General features: G+C 63.4%; 25 protein-coding genes. 13 read left to right on the top strand and 12 right to left on the bottom strand.

Going from position 1 to position 21,858, the window contains the following annotated elements; all coding sequences use genetic code 11:
• Window positions 1-4: 4 nt before the first annotated feature.
• Window positions 5-1,171, top strand: coding sequence for a DUF1501 domain-containing protein (locus tag QTL95_RS20880; protein WP_289721827.1), 1,167 nt, complete (start codon window positions 5-7; stop codon window positions 1,169-1,171).
• A gap of 10 nt (window positions 1,172-1,181) precedes the next feature.
• Here QTL95_RS20880 and QTL95_RS20875 read toward each other — a convergent pair whose 3' ends face one another.
• Together QTL95_RS20875 and QTL95_RS20870 are read right to left on the bottom strand one after the other, a co-directional pair.
• Entirely contained in the window at window positions 1,182-1,523 is a 342-nt protein-coding gene (locus QTL95_RS20875) for an ArsR/SmtB family transcription factor (protein WP_289721826.1), read from the bottom strand.
• Complete coding sequence (locus QTL95_RS20870; protein ID WP_289721825.1) at window positions 1,510-1,992, bottom strand: SRPBCC family protein; 483 nt, start codon at window positions 1,990-1,992, stop codon at window positions 1,510-1,512. Before QTL95_RS20870 ends, QTL95_RS20875 begins: the two co-directional genes overlap by 14 nt.
• A 256-nt stretch (window positions 1,993-2,248) precedes the next feature.
• Here QTL95_RS20870 and QTL95_RS20865 point away from each other — a divergent pair, with 256 nt between their 5' ends.
• Window positions 2,249-3,088 carry a hypothetical protein gene (locus QTL95_RS20865; RefSeq protein ID WP_289721824.1) on the top strand — a complete coding sequence of 280 codons (840 nt, stop codon included), beginning with the start codon at window positions 2,249-2,251 and terminating at the stop codon, window positions 3,086-3,088.
• Between the two features lie 282 nt (window positions 3,089-3,370).
• A complete protein-coding gene (locus QTL95_RS20860; protein ID WP_289721823.1) occupies window positions 3,371-4,240 on the top strand; it encodes a 2OG-Fe(II) oxygenase in 870 nt (289 codons plus the stop codon).
• A 94-nt stretch (window positions 4,241-4,334) separates the two neighbouring features.
• Here the strand turns inward: QTL95_RS20860 and QTL95_RS20855 are convergent, their stop codons facing one another.
• The gene (locus QTL95_RS20855; RefSeq protein WP_289721822.1) at window positions 4,335-4,721 is read right to left on the bottom strand and encodes an acyl-CoA thioesterase; all 387 of its coding nucleotides are present in this window, start codon (window positions 4,719-4,721) and stop codon (window positions 4,335-4,337) included.
• A gap of 115 nt (window positions 4,722-4,836) precedes the next feature.
• Window positions 4,837-5,595: an adenylate/guanylate cyclase domain-containing protein gene (locus QTL95_RS20850; RefSeq protein ID WP_289721821.1), complete on the bottom strand. Its 759-nt coding sequence runs from the start codon at window positions 5,593-5,595 to the stop codon at window positions 4,837-4,839.
• A gap of 158 nt (window positions 5,596-5,753) precedes the next feature.
• Here QTL95_RS20850 and QTL95_RS20845 point away from each other — a divergent pair, with 158 nt between their 5' ends.
• The 5 genes from QTL95_RS20845 (at window position 5,754) to QTL95_RS20825 (ending at window position 10,240) form a co-directional block, all read left to right on the top strand.
• Window positions 5,754-6,590 (top strand): hypothetical protein, encoded by an 837-nt coding sequence (locus QTL95_RS20845; RefSeq protein WP_289721820.1) that lies wholly within the window; start codon window positions 5,754-5,756, stop codon window positions 6,588-6,590.
• Between the two features lie 18 nt (window positions 6,591-6,608).
• A complete protein-coding gene (locus QTL95_RS20840; RefSeq protein ID WP_289721819.1) occupies window positions 6,609-7,685 on the top strand; it encodes a linear amide C-N hydrolase in 1,077 nt (358 codons plus the stop codon).
• Between the two features lie 34 nt (window positions 7,686-7,719).
• Window positions 7,720-9,378 carry an alpha/beta hydrolase gene (locus tag QTL95_RS20835; RefSeq protein ID WP_289721818.1) on the top strand — a complete coding sequence of 553 codons (1,659 nt, stop codon included), beginning with the start codon at window positions 7,720-7,722 and terminating at the stop codon, window positions 9,376-9,378.
• A 130-nt stretch (window positions 9,379-9,508) separates the two neighbouring features.
• Entirely contained in the window at window positions 9,509-9,670 is a 162-nt protein-coding gene (locus tag QTL95_RS20830; protein ID WP_289721817.1) for a hypothetical protein, read from the top strand.
• A gap of 291 nt (window positions 9,671-9,961) precedes the next feature.
• Window positions 9,962-10,240 carry a hypothetical protein gene (locus QTL95_RS20825; protein ID WP_289721816.1) on the top strand — a complete coding sequence of 93 codons (279 nt, stop codon included), beginning with the start codon at window positions 9,962-9,964 and terminating at the stop codon, window positions 10,238-10,240.
• Window positions 10,241-10,271: 31 nt separating this feature from the next.
• Here the strand turns inward: QTL95_RS20825 and QTL95_RS20820 are convergent, their stop codons facing one another.
• From QTL95_RS20820 to QTL95_RS20805, 4 genes are all read right to left on the bottom strand, one after another.
• Entirely contained in the window at window positions 10,272-10,769 is a 498-nt protein-coding gene (locus QTL95_RS20820; protein WP_289721815.1) for a nuclear transport factor 2 family protein, read from the bottom strand.
• A 66-nt stretch (window positions 10,770-10,835) separates the two neighbouring features.
• Window positions 10,836-11,639: an SDR family oxidoreductase gene (locus QTL95_RS20815; protein WP_289721814.1), complete on the bottom strand. Its 804-nt coding sequence runs from the start codon at window positions 11,637-11,639 to the stop codon at window positions 10,836-10,838.
• A 38-nt stretch (window positions 11,640-11,677) separates the two neighbouring features.
• Window positions 11,678-12,088 carry a GlcG/HbpS family heme-binding protein gene (locus QTL95_RS20810; protein WP_289721813.1) on the bottom strand — a complete coding sequence of 137 codons (411 nt, stop codon included), beginning with the start codon at window positions 12,086-12,088 and terminating at the stop codon, window positions 11,678-11,680.
• A 173-nt stretch (window positions 12,089-12,261) separates the two neighbouring features.
• Entirely contained in the window at window positions 12,262-13,167 is a 906-nt protein-coding gene (locus QTL95_RS20805) for an AraC family transcriptional regulator (protein ID WP_289721812.1), read from the bottom strand.
• Between the two features lie 199 nt (window positions 13,168-13,366).
• Here QTL95_RS20805 and QTL95_RS20800 point away from each other — a divergent pair, with 199 nt between their 5' ends.
• From QTL95_RS20800 to QTL95_RS20780, 5 genes are all read left to right on the top strand, one after another.
• The gene (locus QTL95_RS20800; protein WP_289721811.1) at window positions 13,367-14,782 is read left to right on the top strand and encodes a pyridoxal phosphate-dependent decarboxylase family protein; all 1,416 of its coding nucleotides are present in this window, start codon (window positions 13,367-13,369) and stop codon (window positions 14,780-14,782) included.
• Window positions 14,783-14,939: 157 nt separating this feature from the next.
• Window positions 14,940-16,226 carry an extensin-like domain-containing protein gene (locus tag QTL95_RS20795; protein ID WP_289721810.1) on the top strand — a complete coding sequence of 429 codons (1,287 nt, stop codon included), beginning with the start codon at window positions 14,940-14,942 and terminating at the stop codon, window positions 16,224-16,226.
• Between the two features lie 69 nt (window positions 16,227-16,295).
• Window positions 16,296-16,544, top strand: coding sequence for a hypothetical protein (locus tag QTL95_RS20790; protein WP_289721809.1), 249 nt, complete (start codon window positions 16,296-16,298; stop codon window positions 16,542-16,544).
• A gap of 368 nt (window positions 16,545-16,912) precedes the next feature.
• Window positions 16,913-17,839, top strand: coding sequence for an ABC transporter ATP-binding protein (locus QTL95_RS20785; protein ID WP_289721808.1), 927 nt, complete (start codon window positions 16,913-16,915; stop codon window positions 17,837-17,839).
• A complete protein-coding gene (locus QTL95_RS20780; protein ID WP_289721807.1) occupies window positions 17,836-18,597 on the top strand; it encodes an ABC transporter permease in 762 nt (253 codons plus the stop codon). Before QTL95_RS20785 ends, QTL95_RS20780 begins: the two co-directional genes overlap by 4 nt.
• Window positions 18,598-18,603: 6 nt before the next feature.
• Here the strand turns inward: QTL95_RS20780 and QTL95_RS20775 are convergent, their stop codons facing one another.
• The 4 genes from QTL95_RS20775 to QTL95_RS20760 all read right to left on the bottom strand — a co-directional run bounded on the left by QTL95_RS20775 (window position 18,604) and on the right by QTL95_RS20760 (window position 21,819).
• Window positions 18,604-20,028, bottom strand: coding sequence for an FAD-binding oxidoreductase (locus tag QTL95_RS20775; protein WP_289721806.1), 1,425 nt, complete (start codon window positions 20,026-20,028; stop codon window positions 18,604-18,606).
• A gap of 94 nt (window positions 20,029-20,122) precedes the next feature.
• On the bottom strand, window positions 20,123-20,824 hold the full coding sequence (locus tag QTL95_RS20770) for a TIGR02281 family clan AA aspartic protease (RefSeq protein WP_289721805.1): 702 nt from the start codon (window positions 20,822-20,824) through the stop codon (window positions 20,123-20,125).
• Entirely contained in the window at window positions 20,821-21,027 is a 207-nt protein-coding gene (locus tag QTL95_RS20765; protein ID WP_336622293.1) for a DUF1289 domain-containing protein, read from the bottom strand. The genes QTL95_RS20770 and QTL95_RS20765 overlap by 4 nt, the downstream gene beginning before the upstream one ends.
• 9 nt (window positions 21,028-21,036) lie before the next feature.
• A complete protein-coding gene (locus QTL95_RS20760; protein WP_289721804.1) occupies window positions 21,037-21,819 on the bottom strand; it encodes an adenosylcobinamide-GDP ribazoletransferase in 783 nt (260 codons plus the stop codon).
• Window positions 21,820-21,858: the final 39 nt, after the last annotated feature.

Raw genomic sequence — 21,858 nt, 5'->3', positions numbered from 1 at the left:
CGACATGACCGATTTCACGCTGTCGCGCCGCGGCTTTCTCGCTTCCGCCTGCTGCCTGGCCGCCGCGCCGATCTTCACGCCCGTCACCTTCGCGGCGATGCCCGGCGACAAGAGGTTCGTCACCATCGTGCTGCGCGGGGCGATGGACGGGCTGGCGCTGGTCCAGCCTTATGGCGATGCCGGTTTTGCGGCGTTCCGGCCGACGCTGGCGCTGACGCCGGAGACGGGGTTGCTCGATCTCGACGGGCATTTCGGGCTGCATCCCGATGCGGCCGAGCTGATGCCGCTGTGGAAGAACCGCGAACTCGCCTTCGTGCAGGCTGTCTCGACGCCCTACCGCGACCAGCGCAGCCATTTCGACGGGCAGGACATGCTGGAATCGGGCGGTGGACATGTGGCCGACGAAAAGACCGGCTGGCTCAACCGGGCGCTTGCCGTCATTCCGCGCTCGGACGCGCGCAAGGCGATCGACGTCAATACATCGACGGAGCTGATCCTGACCGGGCCCAACAATGTCGACGTCTGGGCGTCCGATTCCAATCTGGGGCCGGCGCGCGACGAGACGCAGTTCCTGACGCGGCTCTACGCCGACGACCCGGCCTTCGCCAAGGCTATGGAGGAAGCGACGCGGGCAAACAGCGCCTCGATGGTGACAGAACCCGGCGGGCCGCGTGGGCAGAAGGTGGCGGATGTCGCGGCACTCGCCGGCAACATGCTGAAGGGCGACTACCGGATCGCCAGCTTCTCGATCACCGGCTGGGACACGCATGTAGGCCAGGTGAACCAGTTCAAGCGACCGGTGCAGGATCTGGCGCAGGCGATCACGACGCTGAAGAATACGCTCGGGCCGGAGATCTGGTCGAAGACGGTGGTGCTCGCCATGACCGAATTCGGCCGCACGGTGCGCGAAAACGGCTCGGGCGGCACGGACCACGGTACCGGCGGCTGCGCGCTGCTGGCGGGCGGCGACATCAATGGCGGGCGGATGCTCGGCAGATGGCCGGGCCTCGCCGAGTTGCTCGACGAGCGCGATCTTTCGCCAACGGCCGATGTGCGCGAACTGGCGGCGGCGATGCTCTATCGCCAGTTCGACGTGAGCGCCGATGACCTGACGGCGAAGATATTTCCCGGCGTGAGCTTCGACAAGGGCTCGCAGTTCCTGCGGGCCTGACGCTTGGGGTTCAGCCCTCGACGAGCGCGCGCAGGCGGCCGAGCGCGTCGTCCCATTGGCGGGAGACGTTGTCGAGATAGGCGCGCATGGCCTCGACCCGGTCGGGGCGGAAGCCGTAATGGCTCTCGCGGCCGACGCGGATGCTTTCGACCAGACCGGCCTGCTGCAATACGCCGAGATGCTTGGTGATCGCCTGACGCGTGAGGTCCGAGCCGCCGCAGAGGCTGGCGATGGAGCGCCTGCGGCCGTCGCTCAGCGTCGTCAGCAGCGAGAGGCGGGTGGGATCGCCGAGTGCCGCGAAGAGGATGGCGGCGTGTTGAGGTGAGAGCAGGCCGGGATCAATGTTTGGCATCGGTCTCGACATCGGTCTCGGCATCGGCCTCGACATGGGCCTTGATGTTCCTGACCTGCTCGGCCCAGCCGCCATCGTTCATGCGCAAGGCCTCGGCGCGGCGATATGCGGGGACGTTGTCGAAGCCGGATTCGGTGATCGTCAGCCTCGTGCCCGATGGCGTCGGCTCGAGACGGAATTCGACCAGCGTCGGAATTTCCTCGGAATAGTCGGTGTCGGGATCGACCGCATAGGGTTTCCAGGTGAAGGAAAACAGCGTTGGTTCCTCGATGCGCTTGATGGTGGCCGTCCAGCGGACGTGTTCGTAGCCGGGATAGGTGATCTGCCCGGATGCGACTTCTCCGGCGACGAAGGGCGCATCCAGCTTGACGCGGAACCATTCGCCGAATTCGCGGTAATCGGTAATGGCCCTCCAGACGCGGGCGACGGGTGCATTCAGTTCGACGATCTTCTCGATGCGGTCCGACATATCGGCAACCTCCTGGTTGCGCAATCTATCGCATAAAGGGGCATGATTGGCAACTGAAAGGTTGCGTATTGACGCGGCCGGCTCAGCTGACAGGGCGTATCCTCAGCCCAAAGTCTTGCGGCGATCCCTCGCATGCTCCCCCTTATGGAGGAGGCCGACCTTCTTTCTTCCGGCGGAAAAACCGGCGATAGTCTGGCAAGGTCAAACGGGGGTTGCCAGAAATATGCCCGTGAAGAGCAGTATATCGAGTGTATTGTTGTCCACGGAGTTTCAATCCTCCTGGCTTGGCTCCCTCTCCCGCGCTGCCGTTCGCGCGACGGACGGACTGTATTCGTATTCGCCCCAGTTCAAGCTGGCGATGCAGGTGATCGAGCGGCCGCATTATGCCTGGTGCATGACGCGTGCCGCCGAACTCGGCCGGGCGCTCGGCCACAAGCGGATATCGGCGATCGAATTCGGCGTGGCGGGCGGCAACGGGCTCGCCTTCATGTGCGACTATGCCAAGGAAGTGAAGCGGATGACCGGAGTGGAGGTCGTCTGCTACGGGTTCGACACCGGCGAGGGCATGCCGGCACCGGAGGGGATCGTCGACCTGCCATACTGGTTCGCCGCGCAGCAATACCGGATGAACGTCGAGGACCTCAGGAAACGCATTCCCGACGGACATCTCGTGCTCGGCAATATTCGCGACCGTATCGGCGATTTTCTGGACGAGCATGCGCCGCCGCCGATCGGGGCGATCTTCAACGACACGGATTACTGGTCCTCGACGCGCGAGAGCTTTCGCCTCTTCGACCAGGCGGCTACGCGTCCCGAGCATTTTCTTCCGCGCCAGTTCATGTATTTCGACGACATCATGGGGTCGGAGATCGAGATGTATGGGCCGCACAACGGACAGCTGAAGGCGATCGAGGACTATAATGCGGCTCAGGGCGACGTGAAGATCCATCGCAATCAGAACCTTCTGAAGAATACCGAATATTCCTGGCGCTGGCAGATCTACTACGCCCACCTGTTCCGTCACCCCGACTACGAGACCTATATCGGCGGGGCGCGGCAGGAAGCGCTGGAAGGCGCGCTGAAACTGAAACAGTAGACGTCAGGGCGAGGGGCGCAGGAGCCGGTGTCGCCGCAATCGGCGATCTGTTCGTGGCTGGCTCATTGAGCGGCTTTGCTGCCGGGTCCCGGCAGATGCCTATGATCGTTCTCGAATATTTCTCCTTCGTTTTGCGTCGAACTCTAGAAATATTCCAATGTATTCTTTCGCATTTTGATTTTGCGCGTTTTTATGTTCAAATTCTTCTGTCTATCCTTTGTTGTTTACTTTGTCGCAAAGTAGTGTTTTCATATATATGAAAATAAACACCCCGGGGGCACCATGTCTGTTTTCTTTCCGATGGATCCGGAAACGCTGGCAATCACGCATCAGGAGGCGAAACGGATCGGGAGCTCGGTGGCGGCCGATTACCAGTCCAAGACGCCCTATCACTATATTTGCATCGACGACTTCCTGCCTCCGGAAATCCTGGAGCGCGTCCGCGAAGAGGCGCTCTCCATGGGCGAGGCGGCACCGGAGTTCGCCAGCGCCAACGAAAAGCTGAAGACGTCCTTCAATCCGGATCGACTGCCGACTTATTCCAAGGCTGTCTTTCATGCGCTGAATTCGCGCCCGTTCATCCAGTTCCTGGAAAACATGTCCGGCATCAAGGGGCTGATCCCGGACCCCTACTACCAGGGCGGCGGCATCCACCGGACGAACACGACCGGATACCTCGATATTCACGCCGACTTCAACCACCACACGATCATGAACCTGGAGCGGCGGGTGAACCTGCTGATCTACCTCAATCCCAACTGGAAGGACGAGTATGGCGGCGCCTTCGAAGTCTGGACCAACGACATGTCGGCGAAGGTCGCGGCGTTCGCGCCTGTGATGAACCGCATGTGCGCGTTTTCGACCGGCGACGACACCATGCACGGCAATCCTGAACCGGTAAACCATCCGGCAGGCGATCCGCGGCTGTCGATCGCGCTCTATTACTATACCGCCACCTGGGAAGACGGGCGGACGTCGCAGTCCACCGTCTTCAAGCGGCGTCCCGGCTCCAACGATGCGCGAAGCAATGAAGCGACCATGCGTGTCGTCCGCGACTTCGTGCCGCCGTTCCTTTACCGAAAGTCGCGCAATCTGCTGGCCAGGCTGCGCGGCGACGCTTCGGGCAAGCCGGGGCCCGTCAAGCAGCAGTGACGGATCCTGCTTTCGGGACCGCTCATCTTCGGGAGAGCGTGGCAGCCCATAGGGCTGAACGAAACCTTGGAGTGCGACGGTTTACGAGGACAGGCTATTCAGCCGGCACCGGTTTCGGCTGGCCGTTCTCGTCGAGGGCGACCATGATGAAGGTGCCGGCGGTTACTCTCTCCATCTTGTTGTAGCGGGCCCGGGTGGCCCAGGCCTCGATACGAAGGGTGATCGAGGTGCGGCCGACGCGCTCGATCTCGGTATAGATCGACAGCGTGTCGCCGATCTTCACCGGCAGAGCGAAGGCCATTTCCTTGACGGCGGCGGTGACGACGCGGCCCTTGGCGCGTTCTGCGGCGGAGATGCCGGAGGCAAGGTCCATCTGCGCCATGACCCAGCCGCCGAAGATGTCGCCGGCCGGATTGGCGTCGGCGGGCATCGCCATGGTGCGGAGTGTGAGCGTGCCTCTGGGTTTGGCGTCTTCGGTCATGGCAAATCCTGTTTTGGGCGATAGCGTTGCGATTCCGCAGGAGCGTAGCTCATCGCAGCGCAATTCGAAATCGGCTTGGTGAACCCAGCATTGTCTGTTGCCTGTAGCGCATGGGTCACCGATCTGTGAGCACGGCCGCGTCGACGGGCTGCTCGATGCCCTTCAGTTGAAGGCTGCGCGTTTCGCTGTCGGTCATCAGGTCGGGCGCGCGGGCCGCAGTTGCCGGGGAGATCAGGATCTCGCCGATCGCGGCCTGGGATTCCAGACGCGCCGCGAGGTTGACGGCGCCGCCAATGGCGGTGAAGTCGCTGCGGAAACTCGAGAACTCGCCGATCTCGACATCGCCGGTGTGGATGCCGACACCGACGCCGAGAACATGATCCGGAAGATCGCCGAGGTCGGAGCGAAGGTTTTGCAGCGCGGCGCTGCATTGCCGCTGGATATCCTGCGCCGCCATGATCGCCGCGCTTGCGTGGGCGTCGATCCTGATCGGGAAGTTGAAGATCGCCATCAGTCCGTCGCCCATCTGCTTGTTGACGATGCCGTCATGCGCCCAGATCGCCTCGGCGCAGCGGTCGTGGAAGGTGCTGACGACCTGGCCGAGCCTGACGGGATCCATACGTTCGGACAGGAAGGTGAAGCCCCTGATATCGGCGAAGAGAATGGTGGCGTTGGCCGTGACGTGGTTCTTCTGCTTCACATAGCGAAAGGCGCGCTCGCAGATCGTGCAGATGTTGGGGTTCATCTTGCTGCGGGTAATGCCGAAGGCGCGGAACGGCAGGGCAAGCGGCCCGCGGATCGGGATCGGCACGTGCATCTGGTCCCAGCAGCCGAGGCAGATGCTGGCATTGCCGTGATTTTCAGACACCGTCATGTTCCGCTCCCCGCGACCGAGCCGGAATGGTCCGTCATTCCCTCCGCTTTGGCAACTGCCGCAGGTCTGCAACCGCCGCCGGTGGAAATACAAGTCACGCTTGAATTGTCGGCTTCCGGGAGTAGAGTGGCAGCCAGCTGTTCAAACGGGGGCTTTGAATGGGAGAGGGAAAATCCGGCCGGCATCGTGCATGTCTGGCTGTGGCGAGCGTCCTTGCGGCGCTTTCGATAACGACGGCCGCAGCCGCGGCCGATTTCGACAGCCAGCGGATGGAGCCGGAGCGGGAATGGGCGGTGATCGTCAGCCCCTACGCCTGGGCGGCATCGCTGAAGGGCAACGCATCGCTTGCCGGCTTCGACACCGATGTGGATGTGCCGTTCTCCGACATCTTCGATCATCTCGATTTCGTGGCCATGGGCAATGTCGAGATCACCAACGGGAAATGGGGCGTCTATTTCGACGGGCAGTATGTGGAGACCAGCCAAGACGAGCGGGCGCTGTCGCAGGAGATCGGGATCGGGATCAAGACGACGACGCTTTCCGCGGGCGGCTTCTTCAAGGCCTACGAGGTCCCGCTCGGCGGCGACACAGTGTTCGGACGCCCAAGGACCGTCTCGATCGAGCCGACGGCTGGCGTGCGCTGGACGAAGCTGCAGGCCGAGGCGGAAGTGGCCGCGTTCGGGCTCAGAACGAAGAAGAGCGCCGACTGGACCGATCCCTTCATCGGCCTGCGCGTCAATGCCGATCTCACGGATCGCTGGAACCTGTTTGCCGAGACCGATGTCGGCGGCTTCGGTCTGGGGTCGAAGATCAGCGTCAACGCACAGGCCTATCTCGGCTACCGCATGACGATGTTCGGCCATCCCACCATCCTCAGGGCCGGCTACCGGCTGCTCTACCAGGATTACGAGAACGACGATTTTACCGGCGCGAACAAGTTTCGCTGGGATGTCAGCCAGCACGGACCGGCCATCGGCTTTTCCATGCGGTTCTAATTCACGATGGGAGTTGCCATGTTTTTCGCCCGGACATCCGCCGCCCGCTCTATCGTCGCGCTTCTGGCGGGCTCCTTCCTGCTTATCGGCCAAGTGGCGGCCGACGCCTGCACGCGGCTGGTCTATCTCGGGCCTGACGGAAACATCATCACGGCGCGCTCCATGGACTGGAAGAGCGACATCACCACCAATCTCTACGTGCTGCCACGCGGCATGAAGCGCAGCGGCGAGGCGGAGCCGAACTCGATCGAGTGGACGTCGAAATACGGCAGCCTTGTCGCGACCGGCTATGACGTCTCGACCACCGACGGCGTCAACGAGAAGGGGCTGAACGCCAACCTGCTGTGGCTGGTGGAGTCCGAATATCCGGCCTTCGGCAAGGGGAGCAAGCCGGGGCTGACGATCGCCGCCTGGGCGCAGTATGTGCTCGACAATTTCGCGACGGTGAAGGAGGCGGTCGATGCGCTCGAGACGGAACCCTTCACCATCGTCACCGACAATGTGCCGGGCGAAAACCGCCTGACGACGGTGCATCTGTCGATATCGGACGCCACGGGCGATAGCGCGATCATCGAATATATCGGCGGCAAGCAGGTGATCCATCACGACCGCGCCTACCAGGTGATGACCAATTCGCCGACCTTCGACCAGCAGCTGGCGCTCAACGCCTATTGGAAGCAGATCGGCGGCACGGTGATGCTGCCGGGCACCAATCGGGCGTCGGACCGCTTCGCGCGTGCGTCCTTCTATGTCAACGCCATCCCCAAGGACGAGGATCCGAACCGGGCGCTCGCCAGCGTCTTCAGCGTCATCAGGAACGCATCGGTTCCCTACGGGCTGAATACGGCTGACGAGCCGAACATCTCCTCGACCCGCTGGCGCACGGTGTTCGATCACAAGCGCAAACTCTATTTCTTCGAGTCGGCGCTAACGCCGAATACCTTCTGGGTGGATCTGAAGACGATCGACTTTTCGGCAGAGACCGGCAAGGTGAAGCGGCTGGATCTCGGCGAGAGCCAGGACCACACCTATTCCGGCGACGCCACCAACCAGTTCAAGGACGCGAAGCCATTCATATTCCTCGGCCTGCACTAAAGTCTCCTACAGGTGAGATGAACGGAGGACGCCGATGAGGCGGTTGATTTTCGCACTGCTGCGGTCGCTCTCGGTGGTCGGCCTTGCGCTCGGCTTCGCCTTCTTCGCGGCCTCGCTGACACCGAGCCTGATGCCCCGCAGTTTCGTGGTGCAGGGCGTTCTCTCGGGCATATCGGCGGCCGTCGGCTATCTCGTCGGCGTCATGCTCGTCTGGCTGTGGACCTACATGGAACTGCCGAGGCCGAGGGCAGGGCTACCGGTCTACAGGGCCGTTGTGCTCGTGGTCGGTATCCTTGTCGCGATCGGCTTCCTCTGGCAGGCGGCTGGGTGGCAGAACTCCATCCGCGACCTCTGGCACATGGAACCTGTGGAAACGGCCGATCCCTTCAAGCTTGCCGGCATCGCCTTCCTGGTTTTCATGGTCGGGGTCCTGATCGGCCGGCTGTTCCTGTTCACCTGGCGGTGGTTTTCCCGGCGACTGGCACGCTATGTGCCGCAGCGGGTGTCGAACGTCATCGGCGGGGTGATCGCGATCGCCTTGTTCTGGTCGGTGGTCGAGGGCGTGCTGCTGCGCGCGGGGCTGCATCTGGCCGACAGTTCGTTCCAGAAGGTCGATGCACTGATTGAGGCCGATGTGCCGCAGCCGACGGCATCAGGCAAGACGGGAAGCCCGGCCTCGCTGGTGGCCTGGAACGGGCTTGGTCGGCAGGGGCGGCATTTCGTGGATTCGGGGCCACGTGCCGCCGATATCGAGGGCTTCTGGAACGCGGAGGCGAAGGAACCGATCCGCGTCTATGTCGGCCTCAACAATGCCGCGACGATCGAGGAGCGGGCGAAGCTGGCTCTGGAGGAGATGAAGCGGCAGGGCGCCTTCGACCGGTCGCTGCTCGTGATCATCGCGCCGACGGGAACCGGCTGGGTCGACCCGGCGGCAATGGACACGCTCGAATATCTTCAGCATGGCGATGTCGCGAGCGTGGCGCTGCAATACTCCTACCTGACAAGCTGGCTGTCGCTGCTGGTCGAGCCGGAATATGGCGCGGATTCGGCCAAGGCGCTGTTTCGCGAAGTCTATGGCTACTGGACCAAGCTGCCGCACGACAAGAGGCCGAAGCTCTACCTGCATGGTCTAAGCCTGGGATCGCTGAACTCGCAGCTCTCGGCGGATCTCTTCGATATCGTCGCCGATCCCTATCAGGGCGCGCTGTGGAGCGGGCCGCCCTTCGAGAGCGAGATGTGGCGCAACGTGACGGCGGGGCGCGATCCCGGCTCGCCGGCCTGGCTGCCGCGTTTCCGTGACGGCTCGATCATCCGCTTCACCGACCAGACCAATGCGCTCGATCTGCCCGGGGCCGTGTGGGGACCGATCCGAATGGTCTATCTGCAATATGCCAGCGATGCGGTGACCTTCTTCGATCCGCATTCCTTCTACCGCGAGCCCGACTGGATGAAGGCGCCGCGGGGACCCGATGTTTCGCCGAGTTTCCGCTGGTTTCCCGTGCTGACGATGCTGCAGCTGCTGGTCGACATGGCGACGGCGACGACCTCGCCGATGGGGCATGGGCATGTCTATGCGCCTGAGCATTATATCGACGCCTGGATCGCCGTGACGGCGCCTGACATCGCGCCCGACAGGATCGACGCGCTCAAGCGGCACTTCGAGAAGCAGGCAGCATCCGGGGATAACGACTGATCAAGCGGCCGATTGGATCGGATCAGGTCATTATGCTGTGAGTTAACCACGTTCCTTAGGGTTTCGTTCAGGCTCCCGTATCAGTTTGCGCCGCAGTGGCTGGGAAACCACAGCATCGAGGCTCTGAACCATGACCTATAGCGGATTGCTTCTGGCCGGCGTCGTCGCCGGGTTGATCACCATCCTTGCCGTCGGCAGCCAACCGGCCACCGAAGCGGCGTCCAACTGGCCGACCATCGACGCCACGAAGACCGATCGTATCGTCACCGGCAGCGTGCCGGGGACGAAGTGACCATGCGTTTTCTGACACGGGCCGAAATCCGTACCGCATCGGTACAGTTCGCCCGTGAATTTCGTGATATTAGTAACGTGTTAACGTCGTCGTCACGGTGTGCTTTCGCTTCCGGCGACCATGGCCTAACCCGGTTGCATGGCGGGCGGGATTCGTTCGAAATTCCGGCTTCGCCTTATCGGTCTGGTAACCGTCCCCGCGGATGCGGGATTGATCGCCGTCGCCTCGCCTGACTAGAGTAAAATCGAGGCCGGCTTCGCGGTCTCGGCGGGCGGTATCGACGGGGATCACGTGGGCATCTATATCAAGGCAGCTGTCATGGATCAGTCCAACCAGCGTTACGACGTTCTCTGCGATCCCATGGATATGTGGATGGTATGGGACAATGTTGCCGAAGAACCCGCATCCTTTGGCGGCCAGATCCTCTATGGACTGGTCGAGAGCCACGCGCTTGAAGTCGCGAAAATCATGAACGAGCTCTACGGCAAGGGCGGCACCCGCGAGGAGCCGATTGCATCCGACGCGTTCGACGCGCGCCCGCGGCTCAGCGCCGACGGTCGCCGGTCGTAACGCCGGTCAATGTCGTGGTCGGCGCCGCCATTCAATCGGCGGCGACCGGAATCTTCCAGAGTTCATCGAAGGCGATGCTGTCGAAGAATGCCGAGGCTTTGACGATCCTGCCGTCCTTAAGGTCGAGGAACCAGGCATAGGTGTTCTCGTAGGGCTTGCCGTCTCTTGCTGTTCCGGCGGCATCGAAGAAGACGATCACGGTGTCGCCTTCGGCATGGATGCTGCGGATCTTCGGCTTGAGGCCGACGCTCATGCGAGCGTTGAACGGCCTGATGACCTCGCCGATGAAGGCCGCACGGTCGGGGTAGGTCCTAGCGGCCGCCGAGTTGCCGGTGATCGTCCATTCGACATCGTCCGCCAGCAGGTCGTATGGGCTGCCGGTCCCGGCGGCCCAGGCATCGAAGGCTTCTCGTACCGTCGCCTTGTTGGCGGTTTCATCTGCTGCCATGACGTCACCCAATCCTACAAGCGTCACACCGAAGGACAGTGCCAGCGCGAACGCGGCCGCCGTTGATATCGCAATGCGCATCTTCACACTCCGTGGGGTTGCTCGCGCCAGCGGCTCATGCGGCGAGGTGGCTTCGCCGCATGAGCATCAGATCTGGTTCTCCCAGGCCTTGAGCTGGTGCTCCTTGAGCATGTTTTCGATCACTTTGGGCACGACGTTGCGGAACTTGCCGGTGTCGGCGGGGACGACTTCGATCATCCGTTCGATCATCTCGCCCGGATCCATCTTTCCCTCCGGCGTCGCGAAGAAGTCGTCGAAGCCCTTGCGGAGCTCGGCGCGCTTGGTGAAGTTCCTGCTGTCGTCGAGCCAGCGGAACGGATTGTCCGCCATCGTCTCGTTATAGCCGGTGTAGTAGGCGCCGGGGTTGATGGTCTGGATCTTTATGCCGTATCTGCTCAGTTCCTGCTGCAGCGCCTCGGCAATCGATTCCAGCGCATGCTTGGTGGAGACGTAGGTGCCCCAGTTGGCCGGCGTGAAGAGGCCGCCCATCGAGGAGGTGAAGACCACCTTGCCGCGTTTGCCCTGCTTCACCCACTTCTGTACGACGCCCTGCGTCAGTTGCAACGGCAGGATGACGTTGACCTCGAAGTTGCGGCGGACGAGCTCGATCGGGATCTCCCATACCGGGCCAGCCTCGCCCATGCCGGCATTGTTCCAGAGCACATCATACTCCCAGCCGATTGCCTGTTTGATGTCATAGGGATCGTCGAGGTCGAGGCGCTCGACGCGCAGGTTCTCCAAGCCGAGCGCTGCGGCTTCCTCGCGCAGCGGCGTTACCTGCGACGAGACGTGGGCCGTCGCGATGATGTTGTGACCGTTTTTCGCCATGCCGATGGCCGCGGCCTTGCCGAAGCCTGAACCGGCACCGGTGACGAGGATCGTCTTGGACATGCTGATCTCCTTTCCTGGCGTGTTGTGTGGGTCAAAATTCAGGACGCCGCGTCGAAGCCCGAAAGGGCGGCACGGGCGACGTCCATGTCCTGTGAGACGGCACCGCCCGAGACGCCGAGCGCGCCGAGGAAGGTGCCGTCGGAGGCGGAAAGCGGCAGTCCGCCGCCGAAGACGACGAGGCCGCCGTTCGTCTGCTCGAGGCCCGGCGAGCCGCCGCCGGGCTTGCAGAACTCGCCGATCGCTTCTGTCGCCATCTGGAAAAGCGCGGCGGTTCTCGCCTTGCCGACGGCGATATCGATCGAGCCAAGAAGTGCACCATCCATGCGGCTGAACGCCTTGAGCCGCGCACCGGCATCGAGCACGGCGATGTTGACGGGGACGCCGATCTCCCTGGCGCGCGCCTCGCCGGCGGCGATGATGGATCGAGCTTGATGCGCCGAAATCTGCATATCTTCCCCTCCGTCGCGGATGCCTCGGGCGTTCTCAGGCTCCGACAATATCGGGCTCTGTCAGGCTGGCGATGTACGAGGGTGCTGTTTTGTGTACGGGCGTGCTGGTTTGAAGCCGACCGAAATCACATATGCTTGAAGGGTTTAACCACAGATAGGCGATTTCGGATGTGTCACATCTTGTGCTTGCGCCGCCATTCGCCGGGGGTGGCGTTCACATATCTGGAGAAGACCTTCGTGAAGTGGCTGTGATCGACGAAGCCGCAATCTTCCGCGATGGCCTGGACGGTGAGGCCGGTCACGAGTAGCAGCCGCATGGCCTTTTCCAGCCGCTGGTGCTGAAGCCACATCATCGGCGAGCGCCCGGTGCTGATCTTGAAGGAACGCGCGAGATGGGCACGCGACAGGCCAGTCTCCTTGGCGAGTACGTCGAGCCCGATGTCGCCCTTCAGGTTGGCGAGGAGCAGGTCCTTCACCCGACGCACCTGCCAAGGCGCCAGGCCGCCCCTGACGGTGCGGAACTCGATCGCCTGTTCGCCGTAGCAGGTCGTGAGGTGGCTGAGCAGCGTTATCGTGAGATGATCGAGGAACAGACGCGACATGACAGCCGGTTCTTCGAAGGCAGGCACGAAGCATTCCATCAGGTTACGGACGATGGCGTCGGAATGCCCGAGCACATTGCGGTCGCGAAGCGTCGAGAAGGGCGCCAGATCGTTCTCGTGGTGGAACTCCGCAATCGATGCATGGGAGGCAAAGATCGAGACGCAGTCGATGTCTCCGGCCTCGACCGCGCTATACCGCCTGCGAAGGTCGAGAAGCAGGAACTCGCCGGGATCAAGCGGAACGGAGGTGGCGGGCTTGCCGTCGATCCAGCGCGGGCGCGCGGGCAGGTGGTTTCGCTGGTAGCAGATCATGTAGCCGTCGGCCTGCTCGAGTTGCACGGGAATGCCGTTGTCGTCGTGCTGCCATTTCAGCCGGCCCAAGGTGGCGTCCTGAAGGGCGATCTGGCTCATCTCGAGCGACGCGGGCCGCTCGACTCCCTGAAACCTGTCTGGACTGCGAATTCCCCTCTGCGTCATCCGGAGCTCCCGCTCGATGCTGCCGCGGCATCGTACCAAGGCTCAACGGCGAAATCCACATGGGTCTCCGGGCGATGCGCCGCCGTTCGATCCGGCTGGCACTGGCGCCCTGTTCAAGGTATCTCTAATATTCCTGAAGCTTGAGCAGGCGATGTCGCGTGCGCGAAGGCACGGTCGATCTCGCGGGGAGGCGGGTGCCGTGGGGACGAAAGAGCTCTTCCAGAATGCGGCGGCGCATGCGTCGCGGTTTCGCGATATGGCGAGCAGCCGTGCGCATCGGCCGACGCGGGACTATGCGGGTTCCGTCGCCGTCTTCGACGGGCCGTTGCCGGCGCGATCCACCGATATGGGCGCCGTGCTCGACGATCTCGTGGCGCGGGCCGAGCCGGGGCTGTCCATGATGACGGGAGCGCGCTTCTTCGGCTGGGTGATCGGCGGCTCGCATCCGATGGGCGTCGCGGCGGATTTTTTGACGAGCGCCTGGGGACAGAATACCGGAAACCACGTGGCGACGCCTTCTGCCGCCGCCGCCGAGACCATCGCGGCGCGCTGGCTGCTGGAACTGCTCGGCCTGCCGCGCGAGAGTTCGGTCGGCTTCGTTACCGGCGCGACGGTGGCCAACTTCACGTGTCTCGCGGCGGCGCGCGGCGAGGTGTTGCGCCGGGCGGGTTGGGGTGTCGATGCGAAAGGATTGTTCGGGGCGCCCGAGATCACCGTGCTGATCGGCGACGACGCGCATACGACGATCTTCTCGGCGCTGCAGTTTCTCGGCCTCGGGCATGACCGGGTCGTCAGGGTTTCGACCGACGACCAGGGGCGCATCCTGCCGCTGGCGTTTTCGGCGGCGATGTCAAGGGTGAGCGGCCCTTCGATCGCGATCCTGCAGGCAGGGCAGATCAATACCGGCGGATGCGACGATTTCCGGACGCTGGTGCCGATCGCCAAGGCGCGCGGCGCCTGGGTGCATGTGGACGGCGCGTTCGGATTGTGGGCGCAGGCGTCGCCCAGGCTGCGGCATCTGACCGATGGCGTCGAGATGGCCGACAGCTGGGCGACCGACGGGCACAAGTGGCTGCAAACGCCCTACGACTGCGGCTATGCGATCGTTCGCGACGAGGTGGCGCATCGGCGGGCGATGACGATCGCCGCGAGCTATCTGCCGCTCGCCGGCGAAGGCGAGCGCGACCCCTCGCATTACGTGCCGGAGCTGTCACGGCGGGCGCGCGGGTTCGCGACCTGGGCGATGATCCGGCATCTCGGCCGGGAGGGGATCGAGGCGATGATCGAGCGGGCCTGTGATGTCGCCGCGTTCATGGCCGAGGGACTGGCAAGACAGAACGGGATCGCCGTCGTCAATGCGGTGACGCTGAACCAGATCATTGTCAGGTTCGGGGAGGGGCTGCCGGCGGAGCGGGCCGACGATCTGACGCGCCGGACGATTGCCCTGATACAGTCCGATGGTCTCATATTCGCGGGCGGCGCGATGTGGCGCGGGCGGCAGGTCATGCGTCTGTCGGTAAGCAATTATCAGACCGACCGGGCACAGGCGAACATGGCGTTGGAAGCGATTGTTTCCGCTTATCGAGCGGTTTCCGGCGCAGCCGACAAGGCTTGAGAGACCCTGCTGAGCAGGAGTTTGACGGTACCGAAGCTTGGTGCGGCTTCTGACGGACGGATAGTGGTAGCCGGCCGGGTAAGTTTTCGTTCACCGTTTTTTATTAAATTCCGAACGAGTTTTATCGGTCACTGCCGTGTTCGGAAGCGATGAGAGTATGGCGTTTGTTTCTATCCTGCAGCGATTTGTGCTGCCAGTGCTGCTGTCGACGGCACTGACGACGTGCTCGACGGATGGGCTCATTCCGCCGGCCAGCGTGGATAGCGGCACGCGGGTTGGTTCGATCACGCCGCAGCGCAATGTCGCCGCCGCGAGGATGCAGCCGGTTGAAAGCCAGCAGGCCTATCCCGCGGCACAGGAGCCGGTCGGCGATACGCAGCAGTCCGTCGATTATCTCAACACGCCCAACCTTGCCGGATCCGGCCACCAGGCTCAATCGGGGCGGCTGCCGCGCATCGACAGCGACGAGGCGATGGCCGGTGCCCAGGGTGCTGCCGGTAATCTCCGGGGCCCGCCGCAGAGCTGGGGCGGAACGCAGCCGCTCGCCGCGCCGCAGGGCGGCGTCAACATGGATGCCGAGCTCGGTGTGGAGCCGGTCGTCGGCCTGGCGCAGGAGCAGCAACAGCAGATCGCCGAGGGTGAATCCGACCAGCCCGTGGTCGATGGGATCGGCACGGATGCGCCGACGCAGCTCAACCGGGCACGAATGCCGCAGCCGGCGGCGCAGGCGCAGATGAGCCAGGCGCCGGTATGGAATGATGGCCGCGCCGTTATCGCACCCGCCCGCGTTCCCGAAGAGAACGAGGAGCAGGAGGTCGCCATGCTGCGGCCGAACAATCCTATGATGAGCGAGCCGGCGCCGGCACCCGTCAACCCTGGCGTCATGCCGACATCGGAACTCTCCTGCCGGCGCGAACTGAAGCGCATGGGCGTGGTGTTCAGCGACAAGCCACCGATTTCAAACGGCGCCGCCTGCCAGGTACCCTATCCGATTTCGCTGCAGGGCCTCTCCGGCGGGATCGGCGTGAAGCCTGCGGTGACACTGAACTGCCAGGTAACGCTCGCCTTCGCCAAGTGGGTGAAGAACGAGCTCGCGCCTTCGGCACGCTTCCGCTACTGGTCCGGCATCAAGACCATCCAGCCGCTCGGCGGCTACAGCTGCCGCCGCATGAACAACAGCCGGCAGAAGTACAATCCGATGTCGGAGCACGCGCATGGCAACGCGATCGACGTCGGCAAGTTCGTGCTGAAGAGCGGCAAGCAGATCGACGTGCGCAAGAAGGGTCTGTTCTCCTTCCGCGAGGGGCGGCTGCTGCAGGCGGTGCGCACGGACAGCTGCAAGTATTTCAACACCGTGCTCGGTCCCGGCAGCAATCCGGAGCACTGGAACCACTTCCACTTCGATCTGAGATCGCGCAAGAGTGGCAAGGTCTATTGCGATTGACCGGCGTTGGATCGACGCGCCGGTGGGAATCGCACTAGACGAGGCTCCTATTTATAAAAGGAGTTGCCGATGGCCGAGCGCAAACGCCCGAGTTTCCTGTATTTCCTGCTGATTGCCGTGGTCGCCATGGTCGCGGTCATCGGTGGCCGCTGGTACATGTATGTCGCCTATGCGAGCGATCCGTTCGATGAGGTCGGCATCAGCCTCAATCTCAAGATGCCGGAGCCGATCCGGAAAGCGGGCTGCGACATGCTGAAGGCGCGCTTCGAGGGCAAGACCCTGCCGCCGGCGGGCTGCGGCGATACCGGCAGCTGGTGACAAAAGAAAGCCGGCCTGAGGGCCGGCGAGGGGTATCGGGGCCGAGGCTTGAACGAGGTCGGCCTGGTGTGCGCCTTGCCTGGGCAAGCGGCGTCTTCGGTTTAGGGATGGCTCAGGGCGTTGCGGGTTCGCCCGCACTTCCGCAAAAGGCGGCGGGGTCGGAAAGTGCTGCCAGTCCCGCATGGCTTATAGCCCGGGACTGTCACTGCTTGATGACATTGCTCGCTCGTGCGCCAGATCGCGGATTTTTTCTCAATTTTGCGTTTTCGCCAATATGAATAGTCCGTTCACGGGGGTTGGGATGTCAAAACGTTCCAAAGCGGCTATATAGCGCTCCAACCCGCCCGCTTATCTCACAAGAGCCCTTCATGGCCCCCATCATATCCATCCGCAATCTCACCAAGACCTACAACAACGGATTTCAGGCGTTGAAGGGCATCGACCTCGATGTCGAGCGTGGCGAGATCCTGGCGCTTCTCGGGCCGAACGGCGCCGGCAAGACGACGATGATCTCGATCATCTGCGGCATTGCCAATCCGAGCGGCGGCGAGGTGCTGGTCGGCGGGCACGATGTCGTGAAGGACTTCAGGGCGACACGCTCGATGATCGGGCTGGTGCCGCAGGAACTGACCACCGACCAGTTCGAGACGGTGTGGAACACGGTGAGCTTCTCGCGCGGGCTCTACGGCAAGAAGGCGAACCCTCAGCATATCGAGAAGGTCCTTCGTGATCTCTCGCTCTGGGACAAGAAGGACAACATGCTGCGCCAGCTCTCCGGCGGCATGAAGCGGCGCGTGCTGATCGCCAAGGCGCTGAGCCACGAGCCGGAGATCCTGTTTCTCGACGAACCGACGGCGGGCGTCGACGTGACGCTGCGCAAGGACATGTGGCACGTGGTGGAGCGGCTGCGCGAAGCCGGCGTCACCATCATCCTCACCACCCACTACATCGAGGAAGCCGAGGAGATCGCCGACCGCGTCGGCGTCATCAACGGCGGCGAGCTGCTGCTGGTCGAGAACAAGGCGAGCCTGATGGCCAAGCTCGGTCGCAAGCAGCTGATCCTCGAACTGGTCGAGCCGCTGCGGGAGCTGCCCGAAGCATTCGCCGGCAACGGGCTCAGCCTTGCAGCCGACGGCAACAGGCTGGTCTACGACTTCGACGCCGAGAACGACCAGAACAGCGTCGCCAGCCTGCTGACCCGGCTCGGTGAGCACAATATTCACTTCAAGGATCTGTCGACGCAGCAAAGCTCGCTGGAAGACATTTTCGTGGCACTCGTCGGAGGGGCGAAATGAACTTCGAGGCAGTCAAGTCGATCTACCTGTTCGAGATGGCGCGCACGCGCCGCACGCTGCTGCAGAGCGTCGTTTCTCCCGTCATCTCGACCTCGCTCTATTTCATCGTTTTCGGGGCGGCCGTTGGCTCGCGCATCCAGGAAGTGGAGGGCGTCTCCTACGGCGCCTTCATCACGCCCGGCCTGATCATGCTGACGCTGCTCGGGCAGTGCATCGGCAACGGCTCGTTCGGGATCTACTTCCCGAAATTCACCGGGACGATCTACGAGCTCCTCTCGGCGCCGCTGGCGATGACCGAGGTGCTTCTCGGCTATGTCGGCGCGGCTGCCACCAAGGGGCTGATGATCGGGATCATCATCCTCATCACCGCCAACCTGTTCGTGGATGTCCGCATCGAACATCCGGCGATGATGGTGCTGTTCTTCCTGCTGACGGCGATCACCTTCAGCCTGTTCGGCTTCATCATCGGCATCTGGGCGACGAATTTCGAGCAGCTCAACCTGATCCCGATGCTGGTCGTGCCGCCGCTGACCTTCCTCGGCGGCAGCTTCTATTCGATCAACATGCTGCCGCCCTTCTGGCAGGCCGTCAGCCATTTCAACCCGGTTCTCTATCTCGTCAGCGGCTTCCGCTGGAGCTTCTACGGGATCGCCGACGTCAATCCGCTGATCAGCCTGGGGATGATCTCGCTGTTCCTGGCGATCCTGCTCATCCTCGTCGGCTGGATGTTCAAGACCGGGTACCGGCTGCGCAACTGACGCCGTTCACCCCTTCGGCTTCACGTTCTGGTTCATCCTGAAGAGATTGGACGGATCGTAGCGGCGCTTGATCTCGGTGAGCCTTGCGTAGTTGGCGCCATAGGCGGCCTCGACCCTGTCGGTTTCGTCCTCGGGCATGAAGTTGATGTAGGCGGTGCCGATCGCATGCGGCCTTGTCGCCGCGAAGAGGTCGCGGGCCCAGGCGATGCAGGCGTCGTCCATGCTCTTCTCGCGCCAGCGGGCGTGGACGTTCATGACGAAGTGCGACTGGCGTTGCGGGAAGGCGGTCGCGTCCAGCGAGAAGCGGCCGGCGGCGCCGCCGACATGGCCGATGAACACTTCGCATTCCGGTCCGGGCAGTTTGCCGACTGCGTCCAGCAGGACCGAGATTGCCGCATCCGACAGTTCGGCGAAGTCCTGGCTCTTCCAGTAGTTGCGGGCGCCTGGCGTCAGTAGCGGATCGAAGGCCTGCTGCCAGGCGGTAAACGGGGCGGGGCCGACGACGTCGGCGATCGGGTGGCCGATACCCCGGAGGCCCGCAGCCGCCGATTGGCCGGCTTCGAGATCGCCGCAATAGCACATCGCCAGCGCCAGGATCTCCTTGCCATGCCATTCGGTGGGCAGGAAGGGCAGCGGCGGGGCCTTGCGCATGACGGCCCAGCAGGTGAGTTCGTCGGGCGCCGTCTCGAGCTCGCGGCGATATTGCTTCAGCACCATCTCCGCATCGGCGAAGGGATGGACGACGAGGCCGGCGAGAACGTTGCCGGGCAGATCGTGCAGGCGGAATTCGAACGAGGTGACGACGCCGAAATTGCCGCCGCCGCCGCGCAGCGCCCAGAAGAGATCGGGGTTCTCGTTTTCGCTCGCCCGCACCAGCCGCCCATCGGCGAGCACGACATCCATCGAGATCAGATTGTCGAGCGTCAGGCCGAACTTGCGGGTGATCCAGCCGAAGCCGCCGCCGAGCGTCAGGCCTGATATGCCCGTGGTGGAGTTGATGCCGGTCGGCAGCACCAGCTCGAAGGCCTGGGTCTCTGCATCGACATCGGCAAGCGTCGCGCCGGGACCGACGCGCATGCGCCGCGTCGTCGGGTCGATCCTGACCGATTTCATCTCCGAGAGATCGATAACCATGCCACCCTCGCAGACCGCGTTGCCGGCGATATTGTGGCCGCCGCCGCGCACCGCGAGCAGGAGATCGTTTTCACGGGCGAAGCGCACGGCGCGGATGACATCGGCGGCGCCCACACAGCGCACGATCATGCCGGGACGGCGGTCGATCATGGCGTTCCAGATCTGCCGCGCCTCCTCGTATTCACCATCCCTGGCGGTCAGGAGCCGGCCGCGCAAGCCCGCGGCAAAGGCCTCGATGACGGTATCCTCGACAAGCTTCTGACCCTTCTGCAGGGTTGCAAGGTTGAGATTGTCCATGAATTCCTCCCTGGCCGGGAAGCCCCGTCCCGACGGGCGGCATTTTGCGCCTGATAGGCGAATTGCACAAGCGATTGCTAATGTATTGGGCGCGTCAGTCGCGCAGGCGCAGCTCATCGGTCTGCATCTGCAGGGAGCCGAGCGTCTGCAGGAAGCTCATGCCGAGCAGACTTTGGTCGAGGCGACCTTCCTCGGCGACGCTGGCGGGCACGTTGGTGCGCACGATCGGGCCGATCGCCACCTCGCCGAGGGTGACGGGCGCGGCGCGGGCGCGGCCGTTGGCGGTCATCACGGTCATGGAATAATTGAGGTTCTCGGGAATGAAGCCGATGCGCTCGGCATCCTCGCGCGACAGCGTCACCATGCTGGCGCCGGTATCGACGAGCATGGATATGCTTTGTCCGTTCACGGTGACATATGCTTCGTAGTGGCCGTTCATCAGCTTGTGCAGGATGACTTCCTCGCCGCCTTCACTCGTCGTCACGACCACGGCGCGGCCGGGGATAAGGCCGGCCAGCAGCCGGTTGCCGACTCCGGCCGCTTCCTGGCGGTAGAGATAGGCGGTGGCGAGGCCGAGGATAATGACCAGCCAGACGAGAAGGTTGCGGATGGTTTCGCTGGTGCTGATGCGCCGGCCCCATATGCCGGCGGCGAGCATCAGGGCAATCGGCAGAAGGTAGACCACGCGGCCGAAATCGTCGTTGCGCATGCCGAGGATGCGGTCGCTATCGTGGTTGAACATCAGCAGCGCGAGGCCGGCGGCGAGGATGATCAGGACGATGGTGAAACGGTTCATGCGTCGCGCCCTGCCGTCAATGCAGCACCGGCCTTTGGCCCGATGGTCCGCAGCGGAAGGCTGTCCATCAGCTGACCACGCTGCTTGTCCGAAAACGCGCTCCAGCCGCCGATCTCGGCAAGCGTCCGTCGGCAGCCGATGCAAAGGCCACTTGCCGGGTCGATCGCGCAGACGCTGATACAGGGTGTTTGCATGTTAGACATATCGATGTTTCAAACAGCCATGGCAAGGGCGCAGAAGGCGGCGATCTCGGAAATCTGCTGGGCCGCGCCGAGCGTGTCTCCGGTGTGGCCGGCGAGGCGTTTCTTGACGTAGCCGGTGAAGATCATGACGCCGAGGCCGGAGGCGATCAGGGCACAGACCAGCGGCAGGACGCCGAGGCCGGGCCAAAGAAGTATGGCGCCGAGCAGGCAGGCGCTGACCAGCGCCATGTGCATCGCGCCTTCGCCGGGCTGTCCGGCGGCGGCGGCCACGCCGTCCGGTTTGGCGGGGGGCAGGCGGTGCCAGTGCCAGACGAGCGAGGCGCGGCTGATGCAGGCGACGGCGGGCAAGGCGAACGCGGCTGCGAGCGGCGGGGCCTCGCGGGCGATTGCCGCCATTGCCGCGGCGCGCAGCGCGAAGGAGAGGATGAGCGCGATGGCGCCATAGGTGCCGATGCGGCTGTCCTTCATGATCGACAGGCTGTGCTCGCGGTTGCGTCCGCCGCCCAGTCCGTCGGCGCAATCGGCAAGGCCGTCCTCGTGCAGCGCGCCGGTGATGATGGCCTGCACCGCCAAGGCTACCAACGCCGACATCAGCCGGTCGGCACGAAGGCAGAGCATAGCCAAGAAGACGAGGGCGGGCAGCAGGCCGATGAGGATGCCGGCGACGGGGAAGGCACGGGCGGCGCGGTCGAGCTTGCCGCTAAAGCCGGAGAAGACGAATGACGGCATCGGAATGCGGCTGAGGAAGGCGACCGAGCGGGCGACGTCCGCGCCATATTGTCCGATGTTCATGCCAAGCCCCGCGGCAACGAGATGCGCAGCGCTTTTGGT

The organism is Rhizobium sp. S152, assembly GCF_030380735.1.
Classification (GTDB): domain Bacteria; phylum Pseudomonadota; class Alphaproteobacteria; order Rhizobiales; family Rhizobiaceae; genus Rhizobium.
The sequence above is the reverse complement of the archived record's forward strand: the minus strand, read 5'-3'. Positions and strand labels throughout refer to the sequence as shown.